This is a genomic window from Marivivens niveibacter, assembly GCF_002150005.2.
GTDB classification, from domain to species: domain Bacteria; phylum Pseudomonadota; class Alphaproteobacteria; order Rhodobacterales; family Rhodobacteraceae; genus Marivivens; species Marivivens niveibacter.
The window spans coordinates 358,021-383,261 of sequence record NZ_MSPP01000002.1 but is presented as its reverse complement, the minus strand read 5'-3'; the positions used below and the strand labels follow the sequence as shown (position 1 = coordinate 383,261).

At 53.9% G+C, this 25,241-nt stretch carries 26 protein-coding genes; 17 read left to right on the top strand and 9 right to left on the bottom strand.

Features of this window, described 5'->3' with window-relative positions:
* Nucleotides 1–17: 17 nt before the first annotated feature.
* The gene (locus BVC71_RS07765; RefSeq protein ID WP_086451063.1) at nt 18–698 is read right to left on the bottom strand and encodes a uroporphyrinogen-III synthase; all 681 of its coding nucleotides are present in this window, start codon (nt 696–698) and stop codon (nt 18–20) included.
* A 69-nt stretch (nt 699–767) separates the two neighbouring features.
* On the opposite strand from BVC71_RS07765, the gene tsaD reads away from it, so the two are divergent.
* From tsaD to BVC71_RS07740, 5 genes are read left to right on the top strand one after another with little or no spacing between them, the layout of a single operon-like run.
* The gene (gene tsaD / locus BVC71_RS07760; protein WP_086451062.1) at nt 768–1,859 is read left to right on the top strand and encodes a tRNA (adenosine(37)-N6)-threonylcarbamoyltransferase complex transferase subunit TsaD; all 1,092 of its coding nucleotides are present in this window, start codon (nt 768–770) and stop codon (nt 1,857–1,859) included.
* A complete protein-coding gene (locus tag BVC71_RS07755) occupies nt 1,856–2,815 on the top strand; it encodes an NAD(P)H-dependent glycerol-3-phosphate dehydrogenase (protein WP_086451061.1) in 960 nt (319 codons plus the stop codon). The genes tsaD and BVC71_RS07755 overlap by 4 nt, the downstream gene beginning before the upstream one ends.
* Before the next feature lies 1 nt (nt 2,816).
* Nucleotides 2,817–3,089 (top strand): YciI family protein, encoded by a 273-nt coding sequence (locus BVC71_RS07750; RefSeq protein WP_086451060.1) that lies wholly within the window; start codon nt 2,817–2,819, stop codon nt 3,087–3,089.
* On the top strand, nt 3,089–3,502 hold the full coding sequence (locus BVC71_RS07745) for an EVE domain-containing protein (RefSeq protein WP_086451059.1): 414 nt from the start codon (nt 3,089–3,091) through the stop codon (nt 3,500–3,502). Before BVC71_RS07750 ends, BVC71_RS07745 begins: the two co-directional genes overlap by 1 nt.
* Before the next feature lie 55 nt (nt 3,503–3,557).
* Nucleotides 3,558–3,953, top strand: a complete 396-nt coding sequence (locus BVC71_RS07740) for a DUF1761 domain-containing protein (protein WP_086451058.1) — start codon at nt 3,558–3,560, stop codon at nt 3,951–3,953.
* Between the two features lie 138 nt (nt 3,954–4,091).
* On the opposite strand, the gene BVC71_RS07735 is transcribed toward BVC71_RS07740, so the two are convergent.
* Complete coding sequence (locus BVC71_RS07735; protein ID WP_086451057.1) at nt 4,092–4,433, bottom strand: DUF2853 family protein; 342 nt, start codon at nt 4,431–4,433, stop codon at nt 4,092–4,094.
* 197 nt (nt 4,434–4,630) lie between these two features.
* The gene (gene ahcY, locus BVC71_RS07730; protein WP_086451056.1) at nt 4,631–6,019 is read right to left on the bottom strand and encodes an adenosylhomocysteinase; all 1,389 of its coding nucleotides are present in this window, start codon (nt 6,017–6,019) and stop codon (nt 4,631–4,633) included.
* Between the two features lie 79 nt (nt 6,020–6,098).
* Here ahcY and BVC71_RS07725 point away from each other — a divergent pair, with 79 nt between their 5' ends.
* Nucleotides 6,099–6,695 (top strand): YfbR-like 5'-deoxynucleotidase, encoded by a 597-nt coding sequence (locus tag BVC71_RS07725; protein WP_086451055.1) that lies wholly within the window; start codon nt 6,099–6,101, stop codon nt 6,693–6,695.
* Here BVC71_RS07725 and BVC71_RS15455 read toward each other — a convergent pair.
* On the bottom strand, nt 6,692–6,859 hold the full coding sequence (locus BVC71_RS15455; RefSeq protein WP_165767744.1) for a hypothetical protein: 168 nt from the start codon (nt 6,857–6,859) through the stop codon (nt 6,692–6,694). The two genes, BVC71_RS07725 and BVC71_RS15455, sit on opposite strands and share 4 nt — an antisense overlap.
* Nucleotides 6,860–6,954: 95 nt before the next feature.
* Here BVC71_RS15455 and BVC71_RS07720 point away from each other — a divergent pair, with 95 nt between their 5' ends.
* Complete coding sequence (locus BVC71_RS07720; RefSeq protein WP_086451054.1) at nt 6,955–7,830, top strand: LysR substrate-binding domain-containing protein; 876 nt, start codon at nt 6,955–6,957, stop codon at nt 7,828–7,830.
* Here the strand turns inward: BVC71_RS07720 and BVC71_RS07715 are convergent.
* Together BVC71_RS07715 and BVC71_RS07710 are read right to left on the bottom strand one after the other, a co-directional pair.
* Nucleotides 7,823–8,374 (bottom strand): ActR/PrrA/RegA family redox response regulator transcription factor, encoded by a 552-nt coding sequence (locus BVC71_RS07715; protein WP_086451053.1) that lies wholly within the window; start codon nt 8,372–8,374, stop codon nt 7,823–7,825. The two genes, BVC71_RS07720 and BVC71_RS07715, sit on opposite strands and share 8 nt — an antisense overlap.
* A gap of 57 nt (nt 8,375–8,431) precedes the next feature.
* Complete coding sequence (locus tag BVC71_RS07710; protein WP_086451052.1) at nt 8,432–9,052, bottom strand: SCO family protein; 621 nt, start codon at nt 9,050–9,052, stop codon at nt 8,432–8,434.
* Nucleotides 9,053–9,125: 73 nt separating this feature from the next.
* On the opposite strand from BVC71_RS07710, the gene regB reads away from it, so the two are divergent.
* The 10 genes from regB to hslU all read left to right on the top strand — a co-directional run bounded on the left by regB (nt 9,126) and on the right by hslU (nt 22,863).
* Nucleotides 9,126–10,475 carry a sensor histidine kinase RegB gene (regB, locus tag BVC71_RS07705; protein ID WP_086451051.1) on the top strand — a complete coding sequence of 450 codons (1,350 nt, stop codon included), beginning with the start codon at nt 9,126–9,128 and terminating at the stop codon, nt 10,473–10,475.
* 56 nt (nt 10,476–10,531) lie between these two features.
* Nucleotides 10,532–12,109 carry a PAS-domain containing protein gene (locus BVC71_RS07700; RefSeq protein WP_086451050.1) on the top strand — a complete coding sequence of 526 codons (1,578 nt, stop codon included), beginning with the start codon at nt 10,532–10,534 and terminating at the stop codon, nt 12,107–12,109.
* A gap of 41 nt (nt 12,110–12,150) precedes the next feature.
* Entirely contained in the window at nt 12,151–12,609 is a 459-nt protein-coding gene (gene tsaE / locus BVC71_RS07695; RefSeq protein WP_086451049.1) for a tRNA (adenosine(37)-N6)-threonylcarbamoyltransferase complex ATPase subunit type 1 TsaE, read from the top strand.
* Complete coding sequence (locus BVC71_RS07690) at nt 12,602–13,501, top strand: aminoglycoside phosphotransferase family protein (RefSeq protein WP_086451048.1); 900 nt, start codon at nt 12,602–12,604, stop codon at nt 13,499–13,501. Before tsaE ends, BVC71_RS07690 begins: the two co-directional genes overlap by 8 nt.
* Nucleotides 13,491–14,156, top strand: a complete 666-nt coding sequence (locus BVC71_RS07685; RefSeq protein ID WP_086451047.1) for a nucleotidyltransferase family protein — start codon at nt 13,491–13,493, stop codon at nt 14,154–14,156. Before BVC71_RS07690 ends, BVC71_RS07685 begins: the two co-directional genes overlap by 11 nt.
* A complete protein-coding gene (gene addB / locus BVC71_RS07680; protein WP_086451046.1) occupies nt 14,149–17,124 on the top strand; it encodes a double-strand break repair protein AddB in 2,976 nt (991 codons plus the stop codon). Before BVC71_RS07685 ends, addB begins: the two co-directional genes overlap by 8 nt.
* Nucleotides 17,121–20,489, top strand: coding sequence for a double-strand break repair helicase AddA (gene addA, locus BVC71_RS07675; RefSeq protein ID WP_086451045.1), 3,369 nt, complete (start codon nt 17,121–17,123; stop codon nt 20,487–20,489). The genes addB and addA overlap by 4 nt, the downstream gene beginning before the upstream one ends.
* A 55-nt stretch (nt 20,490–20,544) precedes the next feature.
* The gene (gene trxA, locus BVC71_RS07670) at nt 20,545–20,865 is read left to right on the top strand and encodes a thioredoxin (protein WP_086451044.1); all 321 of its coding nucleotides are present in this window, start codon (nt 20,545–20,547) and stop codon (nt 20,863–20,865) included.
* A 129-nt stretch (nt 20,866–20,994) separates the two neighbouring features.
* On the top strand, nt 20,995–21,552 hold the full coding sequence (gene hslV, locus BVC71_RS07665) for an ATP-dependent protease subunit HslV (protein WP_086451043.1): 558 nt from the start codon (nt 20,995–20,997) through the stop codon (nt 21,550–21,552).
* A 9-nt stretch (nt 21,553–21,561) separates the two neighbouring features.
* Nucleotides 21,562–22,863, top strand: coding sequence for an ATP-dependent protease ATPase subunit HslU (gene hslU, locus BVC71_RS07660; protein ID WP_086451042.1), 1,302 nt, complete (start codon nt 21,562–21,564; stop codon nt 22,861–22,863).
* Here hslU and BVC71_RS07655 read toward each other — a convergent pair.
* From BVC71_RS07655 to BVC71_RS07645, 3 genes are read right to left on the bottom strand one after another with little or no spacing between them, the layout of a single operon-like run.
* On the bottom strand, nt 22,860–23,456 hold the full coding sequence (locus BVC71_RS07655) for a Smr/MutS family protein (protein WP_086451041.1): 597 nt from the start codon (nt 23,454–23,456) through the stop codon (nt 22,860–22,862). The two genes, hslU and BVC71_RS07655, sit on opposite strands and share 4 nt — an antisense overlap.
* Nucleotides 23,456–24,487 carry a murein transglycosylase A gene (gene mltA / locus BVC71_RS07650; protein ID WP_086451040.1) on the bottom strand — a complete coding sequence of 344 codons (1,032 nt, stop codon included), beginning with the start codon at nt 24,485–24,487 and terminating at the stop codon, nt 23,456–23,458. The genes BVC71_RS07655 and mltA overlap by 1 nt, the downstream gene beginning before the upstream one ends.
* Complete coding sequence (locus tag BVC71_RS07645) at nt 24,484–25,140, bottom strand: Tim44/TimA family putative adaptor protein (RefSeq protein ID WP_086451039.1); 657 nt, start codon at nt 25,138–25,140, stop codon at nt 24,484–24,486. Before BVC71_RS07645 ends, mltA begins: the two co-directional genes overlap by 4 nt.
* Nucleotides 25,141–25,241 lie beyond the last annotated feature (101 nt).

The following is a 25,241-nucleotide window of genomic DNA, read 5'->3' as shown; positions in this document are numbered from 1 at the left end:
CAAGCTAACTACACCAGCTATAGCGCAAACAATCGGCGACAGGTCGCCGCAACCATCGAATCAAAATCTGGCCGATCCGCGACAACCACCGTATCGACCCCCAAATCTGCCAATTCGGCGGCAACTGCATGGCTCATCGCAATCGCATGAACCGGAGCATTAACAATTGCTGGTATCAACACAGCACTGCGGGGCGAAAACAAGGGGAGCACCACAGGATCGGTCCCCGAAACTGCATCTAGTGCGTCGGGATCTGGCGGACAGGCCCTTTGATCGTAACAAATTGCTTCGGCACAATTTTTACCCAGTTGCGTCAACCGTTGTGCGACATCACCGCGTGCGTGCGTTCCGCGCAGATGGCACAGGCGTCTGGTTTGTTCGGACGAAATCAAGTTAACCAGTGCATCTGCATCTTTTCCAGCTGAAATAGGGTCTAATCCGGCTTGTTTTGCGACCTGTGCAGTACGGTTGCCCACACACCATGCCCGTGTCCCATGCGGAACGCCCAACCGTGCGGCTTGGCGTGCGCCATTCGCAGAGGTCAGAATGACCTCGTCACAATCCGGCAACGAGACCTCTAACGGAATAATTTCCATGACAGGCGAAATAACAGATTTAATGGGGCCATAATCATTGGTCACCGCATCCAGAAATCTTTCGGAATCCAGCCGTGGACGCGTTAGCAGAAGGATGGTCATAGCCGCCTTACCATTGTTCAGTTACGCGTCAGATGTTACCTGCCATCTAAACAGGCGCAAGCGGACCCGATGACCAAAACGATCACCATCCTAGGAATTGAGAGCAGTTGCGACGATACAGCCGCCGCTATTGTGCGCGTTGGCAGCGAAGCGACTGTTCTTTCATCAGTTGTAAAAGGCCAAAACGACCTGCACGCCGATTTCGGTGGCGTCGTGCCTGAAATCGCCGCCCGTGCCCACGCCGAACGCGTCGATTTATGTGTAGAGGCCGCGCTGGCCGAAACAGGGCTGGCGTTGACCGATTTGGACGGTATTGCCGTGACCTCTGGCCCAGGTTTGATCGGGGGCGTTTTATCGGGCGTCATGTGCGCCAAGGGGATCGCGGCGGCCACGGGTCTGCCCATCGTGGGCGTGAACCATTTGGCTGGTCACGCACTGACCCCGCGCCTAACGGACAATGTGACCTTTCCCTATCTGATGTTGCTGGTGTCGGGCGGCCACTGCCAATTCCTGATTGCCGAAGGCCCAGATCGTTTCCGCCGCATTGGCGGCACCATCGACGATGCGCCGGGCGAAGCATTTGATAAAACCGCGCGTCTTTTGGGTCTACCGCAACCTGGTGGCCCGCATGTGGAAAAATCAGCCGCGAATGGCGATCCGAAACGGTTCAAACTGCCCCGCCCACTGCTGGACCGCCCCGGCTGCGATATGTCGTTTTCGGGTCTAAAGACCGCTTTGTTGCGGGCTCGCGATGCTGTGGTTGATGAAAAAGGCGGATTAACAGTACAAGATCGCGCGGATTTGGCCGCGGCGTTTCAGGCGTCGGTCACCGATATTCTGGTCGAAAAAACGCGCCGCGCATTGCTGGAATACCGCGAACTAAACCCCGTAAATTCCGTGTTTGCGATCGCAGGCGGCGTGGCAGCAAACGGGCCAATCCGCGCGGCATTAATGGACCTTTGCGCCAAATTAGAGACTGAATTCACTGCGCCGCCTATGGCCCTGTGTACAGATAACGCGGCGATGATTGCCTATGCTGGTGCAGAACGTCTGATGAATGGCGACGTTGACGACATGACGTTCAAGGCCCGCCCACGTTGGCCATTGGACGACCGCGCGGCAGCAATGCTAGGGTCAGGGAAAAAGGGGGCCAAAGCATGAAGATCGCAATCGCAGGTGCCGGCGCGTTCGGAACCGCACTAGCGGTCTCTTTTTGCTCTAGCCAGCCGATTACGATCTGGGCACGCAACGCGGATACGGTGAACCAGATCAACAAAGGTCGTGCGAACCCACGCCTACCTGACGTCACCCTGCCCGACAATTTGACCGCGACCCATGATCTGGACGATGTTTTCGCGGCCAACATCATTCTGTTGGCAATCCCTGCGCAGCAATTCCGCAGATTTGTCGCCGAACATCGCGAAAAACTGGCGGGCAAAATGGTCGTTTCCTGCGCCAAAGGCATCGATACGGAAACTATGCGCGGGACGGCCTCGACTATCCAAGACAGCGTTCCATCTGCGACCGTTGGCCTGCTAACTGGGCCCAGCTTTGCCGCTGACATCGCCAAAGGGTTACCAACCGCGCTGACTTTGGCTTGTGCCGATATGGAGGCGGGCGAGCTGATGCAGAACGCGCTTTCTGTTGGTAATCTGCGGTTCTATCGCACCACGGATGTGATTGGCGCGGAACTGGGCGGGTCGCTGAAAAATGTCTACGCGATTGCCTGCGGCGCCTGCATCGGCGAAGGCATCGGCGATAGCGCCCGCGCGGCATTAATGACCCGCGGCATGGCCGAAACCATGCGTCTGGCCGCGTCATTGGGCGCGAAACCCGAAACGCTAATGGGCTTGTCGGGATTTGGCGATCTGGTTCTGACCTGCACGTCGGAATTGTCGCGAAACTATCGCTATGGCCTGTCGATTGGGCGGACGGATAAATTCACCGAAAACACCACCGTCGAAGGCGTCGCCACGACCCACGCAGTTGCGAAACTGGCCGCTGAAAAAGGCATCGACATGCCGATTGTGTCCATGCTTCAAGACATATTAACAACCGATTGCAGCGTCGCCGAAGCCATCGCCGTATTGCTGCGCCGCCCATTGAAAGAGGAATAACATGCGTTTTGCCATCATCACCAAAGACAAAGACGGCGCTCTGCAAATCCGACTAGACACCCGCGAGGCGCATCTGGCCTACATCAAAGACACCGGCGTTGTCGAAATGGCGGGCCCGTTCATTAACGAGGCGGGCGAAATGCACGGATCGATGATCATTCTGGACGTTGCCGACCGCGCTGCCGCGATTGCTTGGGCTGAAAACGATCCATACGCCAAGGCAGACCTGTTCGAAAAAGTCCGCATCGAAGAATGGAAAAAGGTGATCGGCTAATGGCCTATTGGCTGTTTAAATCCGAACCCGACGTTTGGGGCTGGGATCATCAGGTCGCCAAAGGGGACAAAGGCGAAGAATGGAACGGCGTTCGAAATTATCAGGCGCGCAACAACATGCGCGCCATGAAACTGGGCGATCAGGGGTTTTTCTACCATTCGCGCAGCGGGCTGGAAATCGTGGGGATTGTTGAGATCTGCGCTGAATCCCACCCTGACAGCACGACGGATGATGAACGTTGGGACTGCGTGGATGTGCGCGCCGTCAAACCGCTAAAACGCGCTGTCACGCTGGAACAGATCAAACAAGACGACCGCCTGAAAGACATGGTTCTGTTGAAAAATTCTCGCCTATCGGTTCAGCCTGTGACCGCAGATGAATGGAAAATCATCTGCGACCTTGGCGGAATTTAGATAGCCAAACAAAACAAAGCCCCCGATACTAAACCCAATTAACGGGGGCTTTGATATGGAATTTTTAAACGTAATTGTGGCCGCGATCGCGGGATTTGCCTTTGGCGCGGTGTGGTACATGCTTTTGGCTGAACCATGGATGGCCGCTGCGCAAATCGAAAAAGGCGCGGACGGCAAACCCAAAAACAGCAGCGATCCAAAACCCTATATCATGGCAATGGTCGCGATGATTTTCGTCGCTGGCATGATGCGCCACGTATTTGCATCATCCGGCGTTATGACGATTGGCGGAGGCCTGATTTCTGGATTGGGGATCGGCGCGTTTTTTATCAGCCCTTGGATCATGATCAACAACGCCTACGGTGGCCGGCCGTTCAAATTAACATTGATTGATGCTGGCTATGCGGTGTTTGGCTGCGCCGTGATCGGCGCGGTTTTGAACCTGTTCTAATCAAAACGGGGCCGCGCACATGCACCGCCCCGCTGTGTCACCCGACGCTCCCACACGTTGGACCGTGGGGGTATGTAAAAACAAAAAAGGCTTTTCCACAAAGGAAAAGCCTTTCGCATTTTCATCGATATCGATCGATTAGCTGTAGATCGACTCTTTGCCGAAATGTTTGGTCAGCATGTAGTAAATCACCGCGCGGTATTTGTTGCGCTCGGATTTACCGTAAGTTTCGATAACCGAGTTGATTGCTTCCATCAGCTCTGGACCATCGGACAGGCCCAATTTTTTAATCAGGAAATTGTTTTTCACGGTTTCTAGTTCAGCTGGCTGGCTGCCCGCAACGGTCGACGCATCCGCGTTATAGATAGCTGGACCGCAACCAATGGTTACTTTTGTCAGCAGATCCATATCTGGTGTCATGCCACATTTTTCTTTCAGATCTTCCGCATATTTTGCGATCAGGTCGTCACGCTTGCCCATTTCTGTGCCCCTTCAATAAATTCACACGCCCATTTCGTGTCTGGATGCCAAGAGCCTAATTCGTGAAAGATTGTTGGGTAAAGACAAAATCCGAGCATTCGTCAGAATTCGCACGTTCGGGCGAATTTTTCCCCCTTAGAGCATAGAAAAACCGCCGGCTCAGCATCCTGAACCGGCGGTTTATGGATCACATTAGATCAGTAGCGATAGTGTTCGGGCTTGAACGGACCTTCTGGGGTCACACCGATATATGCCGCCTGATCAGGGGACAGGGTGGTCAGTTTCGCGCCAACACGCGCCAAATGCAGACGCGCCACTTTTTCATCCAGATGCTTTGGCAGGATGAAAACGCCCGGCTGGTAGTCATCGCCGTTTTGCCACAGTTCGATCTGCGCCAGAACCTGGTTGGTAAAGGATGCCGACATCACGAACGATGGGTGACCCGTTGCGTTGCCAAGGTTCAGCAAACGACCTTCGGACAACAGGATCAGACGGCTGCCCGAAGGCATTTCGATCATGTCGACCTGTTCTTTGATGTTGGTCCATTTGTGGTTTTTCAAAGAGGCGACCTGAATTTCGTTGTCAAAGTGACCGATGTTACCAACGATCGCCATGTCCTTCATTTCGCGCATGTGTTCGATGCGAATGACGTCTTTGTTGCCGGTGGTGGTGATGAAGATGTCAGCGTCAGCAACAACGTCTTCCAACAGGACGACTTCGAAACCGTCCATCGCGGCCTGCAGGGCGCAGATCGGGTCGGCTTCGGTTACTTTTACGCGGGCACCAGCGCCAGCGAGCGAAGCAGCCGAGCCTTTGCCAACGTCGCCATAACCGCAAACAACAGCCACTTTACCAGCCATCATTACGTCTGTCGCACGGCGAATGCCGTCAACCAGCGATTCTTTACAGCCGTATTTGTTGTCAAATTTCGATTTGGTGACGGAATCGTTCACGTTGATCGCAGGGAACGGCAGCTGGCCGTTTTTGTGCAGATCATACAGACGGTGAACGCCTGTGGTGGTTTCTTCGGACACGCCTTTGATCTGGTCGCGGACTTTGGTGAACCAGCCTGGGGATTGCTCCATACGCTTTTTGATCTGCGCTTTGATCACGGCTTCTTCTTCGGACTGAGGCACCGGAATAATGTCTTCGCCAGCTTCGGCACGTGCACCCAGCAGAACGTACAGCGTTGCGTCCCCGCCATCGTCCAGGATCATGTTTGGACCGTCTTCAAACTGGAAAGATTTGTCCAAGTAGTCCCAGTGCTCTTCCAAGCTTTGGCCTTTGATCGCGAACACAGGAACGCCTGCTTCGGCGATGGCTGCCGCTGCGTGGTCTTGGGTCGAAAAAATGTTGCACGACGCCCAGCGCACATCAGCGCCCAGCGCGACCAAGGTTTCGATCAAAACAGCGGTCTGGATCGTCATATGCAGCGATCCAACGATGCGTGCACCAGCCAGTGGTTTCGCGTCGCCATATTCTTCGCGGGTGGCCATCAGGCCAGGCATTTCGGTTTCAGCAATATCCAGCTCTTTGCGGCCAAACGCGGCAAGAGCGATATCCTTAACTACATAATCTGCGGCCATGAGCGCATCTCCAATTCAATTGTCGCGGGACAGATAGCACTGTAATCCCTATCGGGCAACGGAACGAACGGGTGAAAACATGGCAGCTAAACAACCACGCGCATGGCAACGTATGCTTTCGGGGCGTCGTTTGGACCTGTTGGACCCAACCCCAATGGATATCGAAATCGAAGATATCGCCCACGGGCTGGCTTTTGTTGCGCGCTGGAATGGGCAAACCATGGGCGATTGGCCCTATTCTGTTGCCGAACATTCCGTGCTGGTTGAACAGATTTTCACCGCCCAAAATCCCAAGGCACCCGCGAAATGGCAATTGGCCGCGTTGCTGCATGATGCGCCCGAATACGTCATTGGCGATATGATCAGCCCCGTCAAAGCATCCGTTGGCCCCAGCTACAAAGATCTGGATGAACGGCTGACCGCGGCCATTCACATTAAATTCGGCCTGCCCGCCAAATTGCCTGCAACCGTCAAACGCCAGATCAAAAAGGCAGACCTGGTCAGCGCATGGTTAGAGGCAACCCGCATCGCAGGTTTCACCGAAGCCGAGGCCGACAAATTCTTTGGTAAAATCGACCGCAGCTTTGCCGCGCAATTTGAATTGAAACTGCGCCCGCCTGTCCACGCGCGGAATGACTACACCGCACGGCACAACGAATTACTGGCGCAGCTTTAACGCATATAGCTGCGCAGCAATGCGCGGCGAAAATCTTCGCGTTCGGAAGGTGTTAGATTTTTATCGTCCTGAACACGGCGAAGCTCCCGTTCGAAATGCGAATACCCTGAACGGGTTTGGCGGCGTGTTGCTGCGGAAAACATCGAATTAAATACGCATAACATGGGTAAACCTCCTGATTGGGTGGTTAACCTTTACAGCGTGCCTGCCCAAATTCGCGAATCTTGAAAAATGTCATGATGTAAGCCAAACTTACAATATGGACTGGCACAACATCCCATCATTGGCTGCGCTGCGCGCGTTTGAATCGGCTTGTCGGACTGGCAATCTGACGGCAGCAGCGACTGAATTAAACGTCACCCACGCGGCGATTGCCCAACATATCCGCGCTCTTCATGACTATTTCGGAGAGCCATTGATCAAACGTCAGGGCAACCGCATGGTCCCGACTGCAGCTGGTCAAAAACTGTCCGCTGAACTGAACCTTGGGTTTGGTACGATTATTTCTGCGGTTCGTGATTTAACGGCGGACAAAACTGATGCGCCGCTGGTTATATCGACAACGTCGAATTTCGCTGAGAACTGGCTGATGCCTCGGCTACCGCGGTTTTGGTCCAAACACCCCGATATTCCACTCGCGATCCGAACGTCGCATGATCTGGTTAATTTCCAATCTGACGGCGTTGATCTGGCCATTCGCTACGGACGGGGCAATTGGGCAGGGACGGACAATCAATTGCTAACCGAAGCGCGATTTGTCATTTGCGGCTCTGCCCAGATTGTGCGCGATATCCCCCGCCTGATGGACGGCGATCTAAGCAAAATGGATTGGCTTTTCGATGAAAACCATCTGGAGCCGATCGAATGGGCGAAAGAGGAAGGGTGGCTAGACGATCAATCAACCATTCGCAGTCTGCCCACAATGGGCAGCGTCCGCGCCGCATTGGCAACAGGATCAGGCATTGCGGTATTGATGGAACCACTGGTCAAGGCAGAGCTGGACGCAGGAACGATCATTCCCATCGCCCGCACGAAACCGCGCGGTGTGGGATATTACATCGTAACTCGCAAAGAGTCTGTGTCATCTAAACGCGCCACGTTCATCAAATGGCTGCGCAGCGAGGCCGTTATTTAGGGCTGCGTTTCGCCAGAATGCGCTGCAACGTGCGGCGATGCATGTTCAGGCGACGCGCGGTTTCCGACACGTTGCGATCACACAATTCGTAGATGCGCTGGATATGTTCCCAACGGACGCGGTCCGCGCTCATCGGGTTTTCTGGGGGCGGCGGCAGTTCATCGCCCGTCTGCAACAAGGCGTTGATAATGTCATTCGCATCAGCTGGTTTCGACAAATAATCAGTCGCACCGATTTTTACCGCAGCAACAGCCGTCGCGATCGCACCGTATCCCGTCAACACAACGATGCGGCTGTCAGGGCGGCGTTCGCGCAGGGTTTCCACGACGTCCAGACCATTTCCATCCTCTAGCCGCAGGTCGATCACCGCATAGGCTGGCGGACGGGCAGTTGAAATCGCTTTGCCAGCCACGACAGACCCTGCCGTTTCGACAGAAAATCCGCGCTTTTCCATAGCTTTTGCCAGCCGTTTCAGAAACGGTTCGTCATCATCAACCAGAAGAAGCGAATTGTCCTCTCCCAGATCCAGAGCTTTTACGTCCATACGATCTGCCTCTTTTCGCGTACCCTACAGGTAGCCCTGACAAACAGTTTCGTCAAATCAGCCAGTCATATCAATCAGACATTCCATACGCTGGGCCACATTTTCGGGCGTTTCAGTGTGCCCGAACACATCAATTACGCCATAACCGGGAATGTTGAAATACGACTGAATGCTATGATCCACGAGGTAATATTCAGGATCGCCGTTTTCTTCTTTCTTATAATACGTGCGATATGCCTTGGATGCCGCATCGGTTTGTTCGAGCGATCCTGTCAGGCCAATCATACGTTCATGAAAATTGCTGGCGAACTCTCCGACGACCTCTGGTGTATCGCGTTCGGGGTCGATCGAAATAAAGATCGGCGTAACCTCGATCCCTTTTTCATCCAAAATATAAGTTGCTTGGGCGTTGCGCATCGCGTCCAGAGGACACACATCAGGGCAGAACGTATAGCCGAAATAAATCACTGACGGGCCAGTAATTACATCTGCGTCAGTAACAGTTTCGCCATCGGAATCGACCAATTCGAACGGTCCGCCAATTGCGCTGCCCGCAACTGCGGTTGCCCCGCATTGTGCAAAATCCTGCGGCGCTTTGTTCAATTGAACGACTGCAATAGTCCCGCCGATAAACAATGCAGCAACGGATGTGGCAGCAATGGCGATTTTCTTTTCCATGACGCTCTCCTTTGTTTGGCGCATTGATTGCCCTAAAGTCCCTGAATAACAAGCCCTGCAAAGGCCACCAGCTATGACAATTCCGACAACTTCTTTGTACGACCGCGAACGCAGCCGATGGGTCCGCCTGCGTACATTGGTTATCCTGCGTTGGATCGCCATCGTAGGTCAGATCATCGCGCTAATTGTCACAGTCTATCTATTCCAACTGGAATTGGAGGTAGGATTGGCCGCCATGGCGATTGGCGCATCTATCATCGCCAACTTATTTTCATCATTTTTATATCCAGAAACCAAACGCCTCACGGAATTAGAGGCGATGTTGATGCTGCTATTTGATCTGCTGCAATTGTGTTTGCTGCTGTATCTGACGGGCGGTCTGAACAATCCCTTTGCCTTGCTCGTGCTTGCCCCCGTCACGATCGCTGCAACATTTTTGCGGTTGCGGAACACCGCTATGTTGGGCGGTGTCGCAATCGCTATCATCACGGCATTGGCGCTGTGGCATTTCCCACTGATCACCAGCACTGGCGAGTTGCTAGAACTTCCTGCGATTTTTCGCTTTGGCTTCTGGATCTCGCTCGTTGTCGGCGTTTTGTTTCTAGGCGCTTATGCACGCCAGATTACCACCGAAATGCACGATATGTCTGATGCCCTTCTTGCCACTCAGATGGCTTTGGCACGCGAACAAAAGCTTACGGATTTGGGCGGTGTCGTCGCTGCGGCCGCGCATGAACTGGGTACGCCATTGGCGACGATCAAATTGGTTTCAGCCGAACTATTGGACGAAGCAGGGGATAACGACGACCTTGTCGAAGACTTGCGTTTGATTGGCGATCAGGCGGATAGGTGCCGTGATATTCTGCGGTCTATGGGCCGCGCGGGCAAAGACGATTTGCACCTACGCAATGTCCCAATCGAAGGGATTTTGCGCGAAGCGGCCGAGCCGCACCTAACCCGAGGCAAAGAAATCAGGTTCCATATCGCCAAAGACACAATCGCACCCGACACACAGCCAATCATCAGCCGCCGTCCTGAAATCATTCACGGCCTACGGAACCTTATTCAAAACGCAGTGGATTTTGCTGCAACGACCGTCGACGTCGAAATGCATTGGTCAAAGGACACAGTTTTGGTGCGCATCTGTGATGATGGCGCTGGGTACAGCCAGAACGTTATTTCACGTATCGGCGATCCCTTTGTCAGGCAACGCAATTTGCCGCAACGGCCTGGCTATGACGGAATGGGTCTAGGCCTGTTCATCGCCAAAACCTTGCTGGAACGGTCGGGTGCGAAATTGGCCTTTGCCAATGGCGGTGATCTGGGTGGCGCAATTGTGACTGTCAGTTGGATCCGCTCCAAGGTTGATCCAGACCACGGCGAACGCGCGGCTCTTGGAGAAAACGTGCCAATCGATATTTAACCCTGAATTAACCTTCGTTGATTTAGCTTCATCAAAACGATGATGGAGTTTCGATCATGACGATCCAAGGATTGGTTTTAACCTGCCTTTTGGGCGTGGGATTAAGTGGGACATTCATCTACGCCATCATGCGGCATTTCGATCAGAAACGGCAAACTGCGCGCGCCCTGTTGCGCGAAGCCGAAGAGAAAATTGTTTTTCTGTTTGATGACCATAACTTGATTGATGCAACCCCTGCGGCCCGTGCGTTGATCAAAAACCGCACGACCGAAACCACGGACTGGGATCGATTTGTCGCGCTTTTCGCACCGCATTTTCCGCATCTTCGGTCACATCTGGAAACCCTGTCTCAAGACGGGAGGCGGGTTTTAACCTCGCCTGATAATCCTGATTTGCAAGTGATCGCAGAATATTGGAACGGTCTATCACGGATCAGCTATGACGATGGTTCCCATCGCGGCGAAACCATCGACCGCGCCGCAGCAGCATCGCTGAACGACGAATTGCAAGCGCTGCGTAATATCGCCGAAGATTCACCTCAACTGATCTGGAAACAAGACATTAATGGCACGATCACTTGGGCAAACAGAGCGTACTTGGATCTTGCCTCGCAACATTCTGGCTGCGCCCCTACGGACATTCAAACTTGGCCACCACTGAATTTGTTCAACACCCCCAGCGAAGGCGGCACGCTGCTGGACAGCGCCATTTCACGACAAAATATCCATATTTCTGGCGATCCGGATGAGACTTGGTTCGATGTTTCCTGCGTCCCACGCCCAACCGAAACATTATTCTTTGCAACAAACATAACCAAAGTTGTTCAGGCCGAGGAAACCCAGCGAAGCTATGTGCAAACCTTGGTCAAAACCTTTGCGCAACTGTCCATTGGTCTGGCGATTTTTGATCGAGAACGCCGTTTGATGATCTTCAATCCGGCCCTGATGGATCTGACGGGTATTCGCCCCGAATTTTTGGCGTCTCGCCCCGGTATTCACACATTTCTGGATCGCATGCGCGAGGCGCGAATGATCCCAGAACCCAAGAACTACACCAATTGGCGCGAAACCATTATCGATATGGAAACACGTGCCAAGGATGGAACATATTGCGAAAAATGGGACCTACCGAACGGGCAAACCTTTCGGGTAACAGGCCGGCCCCATCCCGATGGTGCGCTTGCCTTTTTGTTCGAAGACATCAGCGCCGAGATTTCTTTGACCCGCCGGTTCCGCAACCAGATCGACAGCAGCCAAGCAGTGCTAGACAATTTTGATACGGCTGTCGCTGTGTTTTCATCCGCTGGCACGCTTACCATTCACAATTCGGCCTATGAAAAATTATGGCACCATCAACCAATGGCCCAATTTGTTGGAACGTCCCTGTTAGAAGAATCGCGGATTTGGCAGAAATCCACAGTACCAACACCAGTTTGGTCGCGCCTCCGCGAAGAACTTTGTTCAATGTCGCCTCGTTCAGCGTGGAATGACAGCATCAGACTGAACAACGGCAGAGAAATCGTTTGCTGTGTCAAACCTTTGCCCAATGGTGACACCTTGGTGGAATTCAGGCCAGATGTGCCGCTGTCTCAAGGCACCTATGAACAGCCTACGCTTTGGGCCGCGCATGGTTAATTCTGGCTTGCCTGTTTAGTGGCATCGCGTAGTTTGGGCCCATGTCATTTGAACTCGGCCCAATTTCCCTAACCACAGAAACCGATACCGTTATTTTCGCTCAGAAAATCGCGTCTATTCTCGGCGCGGGTGAAACAATTTTGTTAGAGGGCGATATCGGCGCCGGCAAAACCGCATTTTCCCGCGCTGTCATCCGCGCAAGACTGGGATACGAAGAGGATGTTCCCTCTCCAACATTTACGTTGGTGCAAACCTACGAAGATGACCCCGACATCTGGCATTTTGATCTGTATCGACTGTCGCACCCAGACGAAGCAATCGAGCTAGGTATAGACGAAGCATTCGAGACGGCGATCTGTCTAATCGAATGGCCAGATCGTTTGGGCGACCTTGCCCCGCAGGACGCTTTGGTTCTCAAGTTGTCAGCGGGCGATCCGCATACCGCAACCCTGTCAGGTCCCGACCATTGGAAACCACGGTTAGAGGCCGCCGGTGTCTGACATCAATCGCTTTTTAACCGAAACAGAATGGGCCGATTGGGCCCAAACCCCAATCGCAGGGGATGCGTCACGGCGCAGCTATCGGCGCATGACAGGCCTATCAGGGCAAACGGCCATTTTGATGATTGCTCCGCCGGAACTTGGCGAAGATTTACGCCCTTTTATCAAAATGGCCGATCATCTGCGTGGTTTTGGGCTGACGACACCTGAAATTCTTGCTTCCGATATTCCAAACGGATTGGCCGTGATCAGCGATTTGGGACCAGACCATTATGCCAAATGGTTGTCAGACCACAGCGCAGATGAATTGACGCTGTATCAGTTGGCAAAACAAACCATCGATGTTTATGCGGCTGGCCCTCTACCCGACGGCCTGCATGAAATGACGCCCCGCGTCGCGACCGATCTTATGGGGCTTTACACCCAATTTTATGCGCCCCACGCCAATGCATCCGCAATTTCAGAACGCATGCACGCCGCGCTCGTGACAGTCGATGCGCCGCTTGCGTTGTCACTACGTGATTTTCACGCTGAAAATCTGATCTGGCGCCCATCCCAAACGGGTTTGGATCGTGTTGGGTTGTTGGATTTTCAAGACGCATTGCTAGCGCATCCTGTTTACGATTTGGTATCACTGTTGCGCGATGCCCGCCGCGACGTGAGCCCCGAAACAGTCGAGGCATTAACCCAAAACATCGACCCCGCGGCATTTGCTGTAATATCCGTTCAGCGCAACTTGCGCATCTTGGGTATTTTTGCGCGCCTGATCTATCAAGATGGAAAAGAAAAATACCGTGCATTTGTGCCGCGTGTGCAGGCCTATGTAAAACAAGACCTCTCTCACCCAATTCTGGCCGATTTGGCGCCGTTGATTTTACCTGATGTACCCTAATTCTGTTCTATTTTTCGCCGCTGGATTTGGCACACGTATGGCCCCGCTAACAAACACTCGGCCCAAACCGATGGTCGATGTTGCGGGCAAACCTCTTTTGTTTCATGCGCTGGACCTTGCGCCACAATTTACGCGAGTTGTGAATGTTCACTATCTGGCAGAACAAATTGTCGATGCCGTCCCAGACGACGTAGCCATTTCAGATGAAACAAACGCCATTTTAGAAACGGGTGGCGGATTAAAACGCGCCCTGCCCCATCTGTCATCGAACCCAGTATTCACGATGAATACCGACGCCGTATGGAAAGGCCCAAATCCTTTTGATGTGCTGCTATCTGAATGGCACGAAGACATGGATGGACTGCTGTTACTGGTTCCTCAATCACAGGCACATGGCCACACCGGCAAGGGCGATTTTCTAACCGACGATGAAGGGCGAATTCGCAAAGGCCCGGGCGCTATCTACACGGGATGTCAGATAATCCGGACCGACCTATTGAGTGACATTGATCAGAGCGCGTTTTCCATGTGGGAATTATGGAACCGAATGCTGGATAAAGGCACGCTGTTTGGTACGGAATATGATGGCCTTTGGTGCGATGTTGGCCGTCCCGATTGCATTGAAATCGCCCAAAGGATGATCGCCGATGTTTGATCCAATCGATACTCCCCGCGTCTTTGGTCAGCCGTTAGGCGTGGACGCTGCTCAGTCTTTGGTGGACGGTGTTCTGACACGCATGTCTAACCAGTCTCCGACCGAACTCGCGCGCGTCGAAATTTATCTAAACACACAGCGCATGAAACGTCGCGTGGCCGAAGTTTTCATGAAACGCGGTGCGATGTTGTTGCCGCGGTTGCGACTGGTGACTGATCTCGCGTCAGATCCGATTTCGGCGAAACTGCCGCAGCCCGTCGCGCCTCTGCGTCGACGTCTGGAATTGTCGCAATTCGTGTCCGCTCTGCTAGACAAGGAACCCTATCTCGCACCCCGTTCCGCGTTGTTTGACCTGTCCAACAGCCTTGCCAATCTGATGGACGAAATGCATGGCGAAGGCGTCCCGCTGCAATCTGTTCTAGACTTGGACGTATCGGATCGATCGGGACATTGGGAAAACGCGCAAAAATTTATCGGTATCGTGCAGCCGTTTTTTGACAGCGCCTTGGCCGCACCGGACAAAGAATCGCGCCAACGGATGGTGATTGAACAGTTGGTCGCGTCGTGGGCTGAAACTGCACCCGATCATCCAATTATCGTCGCGGGATCGACAGGGTCGCGCGGCGCAACATCCCTATTCATGGAGGCCGTTGCCCGCCTGCCCCAGGGCGCGGTCATCCTACCTGGTGTCGATTTTGACATGAGCCCCGATATTTGGGACGCCATGACAGACCGCCGCAAATTCGAAGATCACCCCCAATATCGGTTCAAATTGTTTTTGGATAAAATGGGGATGGACGTGTCACAAATGACCAAATGGGGCGATGAAACCTCGGTCGATACCCTTCGCAATCAGGTGATATCGCTGTCTTTGCGCCCCGCGCCTGTCACAGATCAATGGCTAACCGATGGTCCATCGTTGGGCGATCTGACACATGCGATGGATAACGTGACACTGGTCGAAGCGCCGACGCCCAGAACTGAAGCCGAAACAATCGCACTGCGTTTGCGTCAAGCCGTCAGCGATGGTGTGACCGCCGCCCTGATCACGCCCGACCGAATGCTGACGCGTCAGGTTTCGGCAGCTCTTGATAAATGGAATATCGTCGCAGACGATTCCGCTGGCCAACCATTGCATCTGTCCCCTCCGGGTCGGTTTATTCGACTGTGTGGATCGCTGATTTTTGATCGCCCTACCGGTGAAACACTGCTGTCTGTGTTAAAACATCCATTGGCTGCAACCGGATCTGACCGCGGGCCGCATTTGCGGTGGACGCGCGAATTGGAATTGCACATTCGCAGATTTGGTCCGCCCTACCCGACGGGCGAAACCATGCGCGATTTGTCGACAAAAGACGACGATCATCGCGAATGGGCTGATTGGGTCGCGCAAATTTTGGATCTGGCGCTATCTGGCCCGAAACATGGCGCTTTGATCGACCATCTAAACCATCACATCGCATTAACCGAATTGGCCGCGGCCGGTCCCACCTCAGGTGAAAGCGAACTCTGGAAAGAGGCCGCAGGCCGCGAAGCAACCAAAACAATCGCCGAATTGCGAACCCATGCCGATGCTGCGGGCGAGTTGTCACTGCATGACTACGCGTCGATGGTATCATCCATTTTATCGGCGGGCGTTGTCCGTAACCCCGATAATGGCCATCCCAATGTGCTGTTCTGGGGAACGCTAGAAGCCCGCGTCCAAAGTGCCGATTTGGTCATCCTTGGCGGGATGAACGATGGCGTTTGGCCAGAAACTCCAACGCCCGATCCATGGCTCAACCGCGATATGCGCGCCAAAGCAGGTCTTTTGTTACCCGAACGCCGTATTGGTTTGTCGGCGCATGACTATCAACAAGCCGTGTCCGCCAAAGAGGTCTGGATCACACGTGCCGTCAGATCCGAAGAGGCCGAAACCGTCCCGTCGCGCTGGATCAACCGCCTGACCAACCTGTTGAACGGCCTTCCTGATCAGAATGGTCAGATCGCATTAGAGGCGATGAAACAACGCGGCAGCGAATGGGTTGAAAAGGCAATCGCACTGGCTGCGCCCCATGGACGTGGAACTCCGGCAAAACGCCCCTCGCCGCGTCCGCCAGTGTCTGCTCGTCCCAAAGATCTGTCGATAACGCAAATCGCGACCCTCATTCGCGATCCTTATGCGATTTATGCACGCAAGGTTCTGGACCTTCAACCGCTCGACCCTTTGGTTCCGACGGCTGATGCCCCCCTGAAAGGCACGATCATTCATGCGGTTTTGGAACAGTTCATTGGCGAAAAAAATGACCCTACTGCGCCGGATGCGCGGGACCGCCTGATGCAAATCGCTGTCGAAAAACTGGATACCATGTGTCCATGGGTCGTCACGCGGCGTTTGTGGCTATCTGCCTTGGAAAAAGCTGCGGATTGGTTCCTACAGACAGAGATCGAACGCCAAAAACGCGGCACCCCAACATATATCGAGGCATGGGGTGAAATGATGATCCCAGGTCTTGAATTTAAGATCAAAGGCAAGGCGGACCGCATCGACGAAACCGACAATGGCGAAGTCATCCTGTACGATTACAAAACAGGCACGCCGCCCAATGAAAAAATGCAGTACTACTTTGATAAACAGCTGATTATCGAAGCCGCAATGGTCGCGCGCGGTGCCTTTGCCGCCATTGGACCAAAACCCGCACATGATGCGGAATTCATCCAGATCAAAGCGGGTGCAAAACCGGTGCGTGCCCCCATCGCCACCAGTGGCGCGCCAGACAAGAAACGCAAAGATCAATTGCCAGATTTGTCAGTCGACGACGAATGGGACAATTTCGTCAAATTGATCCGCGCGTGGGGTAATCCCAAACGGGGCTATACGGCAATGATGGCCGCGCAAACCGCAGCCTATGGCGGTGACTATGATCACCTGTCCCGCTACGGCGAATGGGACCTAAGCCAAGACCCCGAGCCAGAGGATGTCACATGATCAAAGATGACGCGACACGCCGCCAGATTCAGGCGGCTGATCCCATGGCATCGACTTGGGTATCTGCAAACGCGGGTTCAGGTAAAACGCGCGTTTTGACCGACCGTGTGGCGCGGCTTCTGTTGGCGGGCGTCGACCCGTCAAACATCCTGTGCCTGACCTACACCAAAGCAGCTGCATCAGAAATGCAGAACCGGCTTTTCCGCCGTCTGGGTGCATGGGCCATGATGCCCGATGATGACCTGCGAAAAGAACTGTACGACATGGGCGCAGAGCCGGACCACACCGTCCCTGATTTATCAGTAGCGCGCCGATTGTTTGCCACCGCAATCGAGGTGCCGGGCGGGTTGCGTATTCAAACGATCCATTCGTTCTGTTCATCTATTCTGCGCCGTTTTCCATTAGAGGCTGGTGTATCACCCGCCTTTACTGAAATGGAGGATCGCGCCGCTGAAATGCTGCGCGAGGAAGTTTTGGAAACCATCGCAGAAGGCCCGCAGGCCCACGTGATCGACAATATTGCGCGGCTCGTCAGCGATATGACGTTCCCGAAACTTGCCGCTGAAACCATCCGTTTCAAACGCGAGTTCCTAGCGCCCACAACACGTGCTGATTTGGCTGCAGAGTTTGGTATCAGTCCAGATGAAACCGCCCAGACTTTGTTGGATGACGTGTTTGATCCGCGTGACCTGCAAACCATTACCGCCGTGCGTGACCTATGCCTAAAAGGTAGCTCTACCGACCAGAAAAACGGTGCTGCACTATCGGGCATTACTGGCAATCCCTTTACCATGGGTGACCTGCGGATTTGCGAAAATGTGTTTTTGACAGGTTCGGGTGCCAAATCCCCATTTTCTGCGAAAATTGGGAGTTTCCCGACCAAAGCTACGCAAGCCAAAGATCCCGCCCTGATCGAAGACCTGAATGATTTGATGGAACGGGTTCAAGATGCCCGTCAACGCCGTTTAGGGGTCGAAGCGCTGGATCGCACGATGGTCCTGTATGATTTCGCCCGCGTGTTCATTCCAGCCTATGAAGAACGCAAACTTGCCCGCGGGTTGCTAGATTTCGATGACCTGATCGACAAAACGCGCGATCTGTTAACTGATGAAGTCGTGGCAAACTGGGTTTTGTTCAAACTGGACGGCGGTATCGATCACATTCTGGTGGATGAGGCCCAAGATACCAGCCCAGCGCAATGGGCCGTCGTTGATGCACTGTCCCGAGAATTTGCAGCTGGCGAAGGAGCCCGCGCCGACCAGAAACGCACCATTTTTGTGGTCGGCGACAAAAAGCAGTCGATCTATAGCTTTCAGGGCGCGGACCCCGAAGAATTCGATCGTATGCGCAGTTATTTCGACAAAGCGTTGAAAGGAACGGACGCGCCGCTGGTATCTACAGAATTGCAGTATTCGTTCAGGTCGTCTCAGGCGATCCTGTCCTTTGTGGATGGCACATTCACCGGCGAAATGGCCGAAGGCTTGGAACAAAAGGTCACCCATATCGCGTTCAAGAAAGACATGCCCGGGCGTGTCGACCTGTGGCCCTTTATTGAAAAAACACCCGAGGTTGAAAAGGAACATTGGTACGATCCAGTCGACCTGATCCAAGAATCCAGCGCTGAAGTAAAGCTGGCCAAACAGATCGCAGCGCAGATCGACCGCATGATCCGAACCGAAACGATCCCCGAGGAAAACGGTCATTCGGGCACCTATCACCGACGCCCGGTTCAACCGCGTGACTTTCTGATACTTGTTCAACGCCGCAGCAAACTGTTCAACGAAATCATCCGCGCCTGTAAAAACATGAACCTGCCGATTGCAGGGGCGGACGTATTGACGCTTAGTCATCAGTTAGCCGTCCAAGACATCCTGTCTTTGTTGAAATTTCTGTCGTTGGCCGAAGATGACCTTGCATTGGCCGAAGTCCTAAAATCCCCGCTATTCGGTTGGACCGAACAGCAATTGTTCCACATCGCTCAGGGTCGCAAAGGGTATCTATGGGCGTCTTTACGCGATCATGCGGACGAGTTTCCCGAAACTATGGTCGTTTTGAATGACATGCGTAAGCAGGCCGATTTCCTGCGGCCCTATGATTTGATTGAACGTATGCTCACCCGCCATGGCGGCCGCAAAAAACTGGTTTATCAATTAGGGGCCGAGGCAGAGGACGCAATCGATGCGCTGCTATCTCAGGCACTGGCCTATGAACGGTCATCCGTTCCGGGGCTCACAGGTTTTCTACACTGGATGGAGACCGAAGAGGTCAAAGTAAAACGCCAGATGGACAGCGCGGGTAATCTGATCCGCGTGATGACAGTTCACGGGTCCAAAGGCCTAGAGGCGCCGATCGTCATTCTGCCCGAAACCCAAGATCGTAGAAACAACGTCAGTGATGGCATCATCAAAACAGACTCGGGTCCGATCTGGAAACCAACCAGCGGTGACATGCCTGAAACCATCCAACCGTTTGTGGATCACATAGCAGACAGCCAAACGCGCGAACGGCGCCGCCTACTTTATGTGGCGCTGACCCGTGCAGAAAAATGGCTGATTATTGCGGGTGCAAATACCGCCGAAGAAGGCAAACAAAGCTGGTACGACGTGATCCGCGCCGCAATGGATGGCATTGGTGCAACCGATGAAAAAATCGATGATCTGGAATTCAAACGGTTTAGCGTCAACGATTGGAACGGCCTAGAATTTCATTCCATCAAAGAGGTTGAAAAACCAACGCCCGCCCTGCCCGATTTCGGCATCGCCGAAGATGTGCCCGAACGGCCAAAGACAATCGCGCCCAGCGATTTAGGCGGAGCAAAAGCCCTAGCCGGCGAATTTGGCGCCTATGATACCGAAGTGGCTATGATACGCGGGTCAATCATTCACCAGTTGTTGGAACATTTGCCTAACTACGCGGCCGCAGAACGATACGACATCGGACAATCTTTGATCGATGCAAATCCAGACGCGGCTTTGGTAGACGATTGTGATGTGATTTTGGATGATGTGATCGCAATGATCGAAAATCCGCAATTATCAGTCATTTTTGATCCCTCCACATTGGCAGAAGTCGAAATCACCGCCGAAATCCCAGCATTGGGCGGGCGCATCTTTGGCGCAATAGACCGGCTTGTGGTCGATGACACCCGCGTTTTGTGCATTGATTTCAAATCAAACCGCGCTGTTCCAGAAACGCCTGAACAAACCCCCGATGGGATTTTAAGACAGATGGCCGCCTATCGGGCTGCTTTGGCGGAAATTTATCCCGACCACCGTATTGATTGCGCGATTTTGTGGACGGCAACCGCAACGCTCATGGAATTGCCTCCTGCCACCTTGGGTCTGGAATGGGCTTCGGGCGCTTGACCATTCAGGGGGGCGGACATACGTTCCAATTCGACATCCAGTTAGGAGAGATGAAATGGCTACCGTAGCTGTCAGTGATGATACCTTTGACGCCGAAGTGCGTCAGTCCAACATTCCAGTTGTCGTCGATTTCTGGGCAGAATGGTGTGGCCCTTGCCGCATGATCGGCCCAGCTTTGGAAGAGCTGTCCGACGAAATGGAAGGCAAAGTAAAGATCGTCAAAGTGAACGTTGACGAAAACCCGAATTCGCCAGCTCAGTTGGGTGTGCGCGGTATTCCAGCCCTGTTCGTATTCAAAGACGGCGAAGTCGTCGCGAACAAAGCAGGCGCAGCACCCAAAGCCGCGCTGCAAGCATGGATCCAAGACAGCATTTAATTGCTGACTTACCTTGTTTTCAAAAGCCCGATCGTTCCAAACGGTCGGGCTTTTGTCATTTTGGGGATGACGTAGGGTTGTTCCCCCAATGGCCCGCATCCATATAGGTCCAAAGAACAGGAGGCATCTATGGCAGATAACGAATTCCCCGGTTGGCACGGCACCACCATTATCGGCGTCCGCAAAGGCGGCGAGGTCGTGATCGCCGGTGACGGTCAGGTCAGCCTGGGCCAAACCGTGATCAAAGGCACCGCCCGCAAGGTGCGCCGTCTGTCCCCAGGTGGGCGCGATGTGGTCTGCGGTTTTGCCGGATCAACCGCTGATGCCTTTACCCTGCTGGAACGTCTGGAAAAGAAACTAGAGGCCACCCCCGGCCAACTGATGCGCGCCAGTATCGAACTGGCCAAAGATTGGCGCACCGACAAATACCTGCAAAAGCTAGAGGCGATGTTGATCGTCACCGATGGCCGCGACCTGTTTGTTATCACAGGGGCAGGGGACGTTCTGGAACCCGAACACGACGTGACCGCGATTGGATCGGGCGGCAATTTCGCACTGGCTGCAGCCCGCGGCATGATGGACAGCGACTATGACGCCGAAACCATTGCCCGCCGCGCGATGGCGATTGCTGCTGACATTTGCGTTTACACAAACGGCAAGCTGACGGTCGAAAAGATCGCAGGCTAAGAGGATAGAATGACTGATCTTACCCCCCGCGAAATCGTATCCGAACTGGATCGTTTCATCATCGGCCAATCTGACGCGAAACGCGCTGTCGCCGTTGCCCTGCGCAACCGATGGCGCCGCAAACAGCTGGGCGCGGACTTGCGCGATGAAGTTTATCCCAAAAATATTCTGATGATCGGCCCAACCGGCGTTGGTAAAACCGAAATCAGCCGCCGTTTGGCGAAATTGGCACGCGCGCCATTCATCAAAGTCGAAGCGACCAAATTCACCGAAGTCGGCTATGTTGGCCGAGACGTTGAACAAATCGTCCGCGATCTGGTGGATGTCGCGATCATGCAGACCCGCGAATACATGCGCGAAGACGTCAAAGCCAACGCACAAGCCGCTGCCGAAGACCGCGTGATCGAAGCTATCGCAGGTGTCGACGCCCGCGAGGGCACCCGCGAAGCGTTCCGCAAAAAGCTGCGTTCGGGCGAATTGGACGGGCATATCATCGAACTAGAGGTTCAGGACACGTCGAACCCAATGGGCGGGTTTGAAATCCCAGGTCAGCCGCAAATGGGCGGCATGATGAACCTTGGCGATCTGTTCGGCAAAGCGTTCCAGCGCACCGTGAAAAAGAAAGTCACCGTCGCAGAAAGCTATGACATTCTGATCGGCGAAGAGGCCGACAAACTGCTCGACGATGAAACCGTCAAACGCAATGCGATTGAATCGGTCGAACAGGCGGGCATCGTTTTCTTGGACGAAATCGACAAAGTTTGCGCCCGCGCCGATGCACGCGGCGCCGACGTCAGCCGCGAAGGTGTGCAGCGCGATCTGCTGCCCCTGATCGAAGGCACAACCGTGTCCACGAAACATGGCCCTGTGAAAACCGACCACATACTGTTTATCGCGTCGGGTGCGTTCCATGTGGCGAAACCATCGGACCTGCTGCCCGAATTGCAGGGCCGTCTGCCGATCCGTGTTGAATTGAAAGACCTGACCGAAGGCGATTTCGTCCGCATCCTGACCGAAACCGATAACGCGCTGACCTTGCAATATTCGGCGCTGATGGGCACCGAAGAGGTCACCGTTGAATTCACCGATGACGGCATCGCCGCATTGGCCCGTATCGCGGCAGAGGTCAACAAATCGGTCGAAAACATCGGCGCACGCCGCCTTTACACAGTGATCGAACGCGTGTTCGAAGAATTGTCTTTCAGCGCGCCAGATCGCAGCGGTGAAACAATCACCGTGAACGCAGATTTCGTTGAACAGAATATCGGCGAACTGTCGCGTTCCGCGGATCTAAGCCGCTACGTTCTTTAACCGCGTCTGCGCAGATACACGTAATATGCCCCGTGCCCGCCGTGTTTGAGGTGGGCAGGGGTCACCTGCATCACCACATGGTTTAGCGGCGGCAAACGCATCCATTGTGGGACCTGATGGCGCAAAACACCCATCCGCGTAGGGATCGGGCCGCCGTCATCGCGATCTTTGCCTTTGCCCGTAATCACCAAAACCAGACGGTGCCCGATGTCGTGGGCGGTCAGCAGAAATGCGATCAGTTCAGAATGTGCCTCGGCGACGGTCATGCCGTGCAGGTCGATCCTAGCATCTGGTTTTAGCTTGCCACCCGTCATCTTTTTATGGGTCTTGTGATCCATAATTAGTGGGGCTTTGCGCAGACCATCTGCGATAGACGGCGCGATATCATGGGGACGTTTTGCCGACGATTTAGCACCTACGCGAAAATTCGGGATTGGCGGCTGAACCAACGCTGCGGGCGCAGTTTTGGGTTGGGGCAGGGGCGCGGCATCAGGTTCTGGCACCCTATTGGGATGCATCCGTTCAGTCGTCTTCGCCACCTGTTCCCACAGGGCTTTTTCTTCGGGCGACAAATGGCGACGACGACGAGGCATTACAGAACCTCTGGCACCAATGAAAACGCGGTTTGAATAGGCATCAGAACGACCATACGGCCAGTGTCTTTGATCTCGCCTGCGGTTCGGCCAGCCTCATCGCCCGTGCCGATGAAAATATCCGCGCGCTGCGCACCTTTGATGGCGGAACCCGTGTCCTGCGCGATCATCAGGCGGTGCATATTTTCCGACCCTTGCCGTTCAATCCACACAGGCGCACCTAGTGGCGTGAATGCAGGATCAATAGCAATCGAACGGCCTGCCGTGATCGAACGGTTCATTGCACCCAGCGGTCCTTTTTCCGCAGGGACTTCGTTCACCGTGCGAAAGAAAACATAGCTGTCATTGGTCCACAGCAATTCGCGCCCCTCATCAGGGTTATTGCGCACCCAATTACGGATGACCGCCGCGCTGACCTGATGTTCGGAATAAATACCGCGGCGGATGAGTTCCTGACCGATGGATGAATAGGGATGGCGGTTGTTGCCAGCATACCCGACGCGGATCACATCGCCATTCGTCAAACGCACACGGCCGGATCCCTGAACCTGAAGGAAAAACCGATCAACGGGATCCGACAACCACGCAATTTCCAACCCTTGGCCAGACAACGCGCCCTGTTCAATCTCACGGCGCGTGAGCCACGGGCCCGTGCGGGGCAGGGCAGATGGCAAACGATACAGCGGATAACGGTAGGTTTCAGTGCGCGTCGGGCTACCGGCCAGTTCGGGTTCAAAATACCCCGTAAACAGCATGGGTTCGCCGTCTTCGATCATCACGGGTTTGAAAAACAGTTCAAAAAAACCACGCGCATCGTCGGTTTCCAACGCGACTTTACACAGTTTTTCCCACTCAGGGCCGTCTAGATCGCGGCAGGTTTCCTTGAATGCAGCAAAGGCCGCGGAATGATCATCCTCGGCCCAGCCATCTAGATCGGCAAAATCCAGTAACGTGTATTTCGTTTCCGCCATCGCAGCCCCGCAGATCAGGGATAATCCTAGGGTCAGCGCACGGCCAAACCCACCAATCATTCGCCCGTTGCCACAAGCGTCCAGTTTGGATCATCTGTGCCCATGGTCCGCGCAAAGGTCCACACATCACGCTGACGTTTCACAGTTGTTGGGCCACCTTCGATGATGTCGCCTGCTTTGTCGCGTACTGTGTAGTTAAATTCACCCATGAAACGGATGGTAATTTCGGCTTCGCGGCTTGTGGTATCAAATTCAGCATCTTGAACGGCTGTTTCAGACACACCGATAAACGATGCTTCGACGGTGATGCCATTTTTTTCCCGCGCTTCGATACCTGCTGCGAATGCATCGTAAATATCTTCGGAAATAAACGGCTGTACCGACGACAGATTTCCAGTTTCGTAGGCCATCAGGATCATTTCATATGCGCCTTTGGCACCGCCCAAGAATTCGCCCACGTTAAATGTTTGATCCACGCGTTTCATATCAGCAAACGCAACAGCGGCTGGGCTGTTTTCTGGAACGTGGTCGATAATGTCGTGATCTGGACCGCCTTCGATCACCTCTAGGTTCGGGCGACGGCTTTCGGTTTCGTCACGTTGAATTGGAGGTTTTTCAAATCCCTCTCGAGTGCCCAAAACACTGCGCAAACGCAGGATTAGGAAAATCGCGACCCCGGCTAGGACCAGCAGTTGGATTAGGGCACCGTTCATTCGTGAACCTCTTTCTTGCGACAGGCATTCAAAATTTATCCTACCGCACCTATGTAGGTTACAGGCCCGATCAAGTCCACTGTCGGCCAGAAAGGATATCT

Excerpts from the sequence above, each read along its gene's own strand:
- BVC71_RS07765 (WP_086451063.1), bottom strand. The coding sequence starts at position 698 with ATGACCATCCTTCTGCTAACGCGTCCACGGCTGGATTCCGAAAGATTT.
- tsaD (WP_086451062.1), top strand. The coding sequence starts at position 768 with ATGACCAAAACGATCACCATCCTAGGAATTGAGAGCAGTTGCGACGAT.
- BVC71_RS07755 (WP_086451061.1), top strand. The coding sequence starts at position 1,856 with ATGAAGATCGCAATCGCAGGTGCCGGCGCGTTCGGAACCGCACTAGCG.
- BVC71_RS07750 (WP_086451060.1), top strand. The coding sequence starts at position 2,817 with ATGCGTTTTGCCATCATCACCAAAGACAAAGACGGCGCTCTGCAAATC.
- BVC71_RS07745 (WP_086451059.1), top strand. The coding sequence starts at position 3,089 with ATGGCCTATTGGCTGTTTAAATCCGAACCCGACGTTTGGGGCTGGGAT.
- BVC71_RS07740 (WP_086451058.1), top strand. The coding sequence starts at position 3,558 with ATGGAATTTTTAAACGTAATTGTGGCCGCGATCGCGGGATTTGCCTTT.
- BVC71_RS07735 (WP_086451057.1), bottom strand. The coding sequence starts at position 4,433 with ATGGGCAAGCGTGACGACCTGATCGCAAAATATGCGGAAGATCTGAAA.
- ahcY (WP_086451056.1), bottom strand. The coding sequence starts at position 6,019 with ATGGCCGCAGATTATGTAGTTAAGGATATCGCTCTTGCCGCGTTTGGC.
- BVC71_RS07725 (WP_086451055.1), top strand. The coding sequence starts at position 6,099 with ATGGCAGCTAAACAACCACGCGCATGGCAACGTATGCTTTCGGGGCGT.
- BVC71_RS15455 (WP_165767744.1), bottom strand. The coding sequence starts at position 6,859 with ATGTTATGCGTATTTAATTCGATGTTTTCCGCAGCAACACGCCGCCAA.
- BVC71_RS07720 (WP_086451054.1), top strand. The coding sequence starts at position 6,955 with ATGGACTGGCACAACATCCCATCATTGGCTGCGCTGCGCGCGTTTGAA.
- BVC71_RS07715 (WP_086451053.1), bottom strand. The coding sequence starts at position 8,374 with ATGGACGTAAAAGCTCTGGATCTGGGAGAGGACAATTCGCTTCTTCTG.
- BVC71_RS07710 (WP_086451052.1), bottom strand. The coding sequence starts at position 9,052 with ATGGAAAAGAAAATCGCCATTGCTGCCACATCCGTTGCTGCATTGTTT.
- regB (WP_086451051.1), top strand. The coding sequence starts at position 9,126 with ATGACAATTCCGACAACTTCTTTGTACGACCGCGAACGCAGCCGATGG.
- BVC71_RS07700 (WP_086451050.1), top strand. The coding sequence starts at position 10,532 with ATGACGATCCAAGGATTGGTTTTAACCTGCCTTTTGGGCGTGGGATTA.
- tsaE (WP_086451049.1), top strand. The coding sequence starts at position 12,151 with ATGTCATTTGAACTCGGCCCAATTTCCCTAACCACAGAAACCGATACC.
- BVC71_RS07685 (WP_086451047.1), top strand. The coding sequence starts at position 13,491 with ATGTACCCTAATTCTGTTCTATTTTTCGCCGCTGGATTTGGCACACGT.
- addB (WP_086451046.1), top strand. The coding sequence starts at position 14,149 with ATGTTTGATCCAATCGATACTCCCCGCGTCTTTGGTCAGCCGTTAGGC.
- addA (WP_086451045.1), top strand. The coding sequence starts at position 17,121 with ATGATCAAAGATGACGCGACACGCCGCCAGATTCAGGCGGCTGATCCC.
- trxA (WP_086451044.1), top strand. The coding sequence starts at position 20,545 with ATGGCTACCGTAGCTGTCAGTGATGATACCTTTGACGCCGAAGTGCGT.
- hslV (WP_086451043.1), top strand. The coding sequence starts at position 20,995 with ATGGCAGATAACGAATTCCCCGGTTGGCACGGCACCACCATTATCGGC.
- hslU (WP_086451042.1), top strand. The coding sequence starts at position 21,562 with ATGACTGATCTTACCCCCCGCGAAATCGTATCCGAACTGGATCGTTTC.
- BVC71_RS07655 (WP_086451041.1), bottom strand. The coding sequence starts at position 23,456 with ATGCCTCGTCGTCGTCGCCATTTGTCGCCCGAAGAAAAAGCCCTGTGG.
- mltA (WP_086451040.1), bottom strand. The coding sequence starts at position 24,487 with ATGATTGGTGGGTTTGGCCGTGCGCTGACCCTAGGATTATCCCTGATC.
- BVC71_RS07645 (WP_086451039.1), bottom strand. The coding sequence starts at position 25,140 with ATGAACGGTGCCCTAATCCAACTGCTGGTCCTAGCCGGGGTCGCGATT.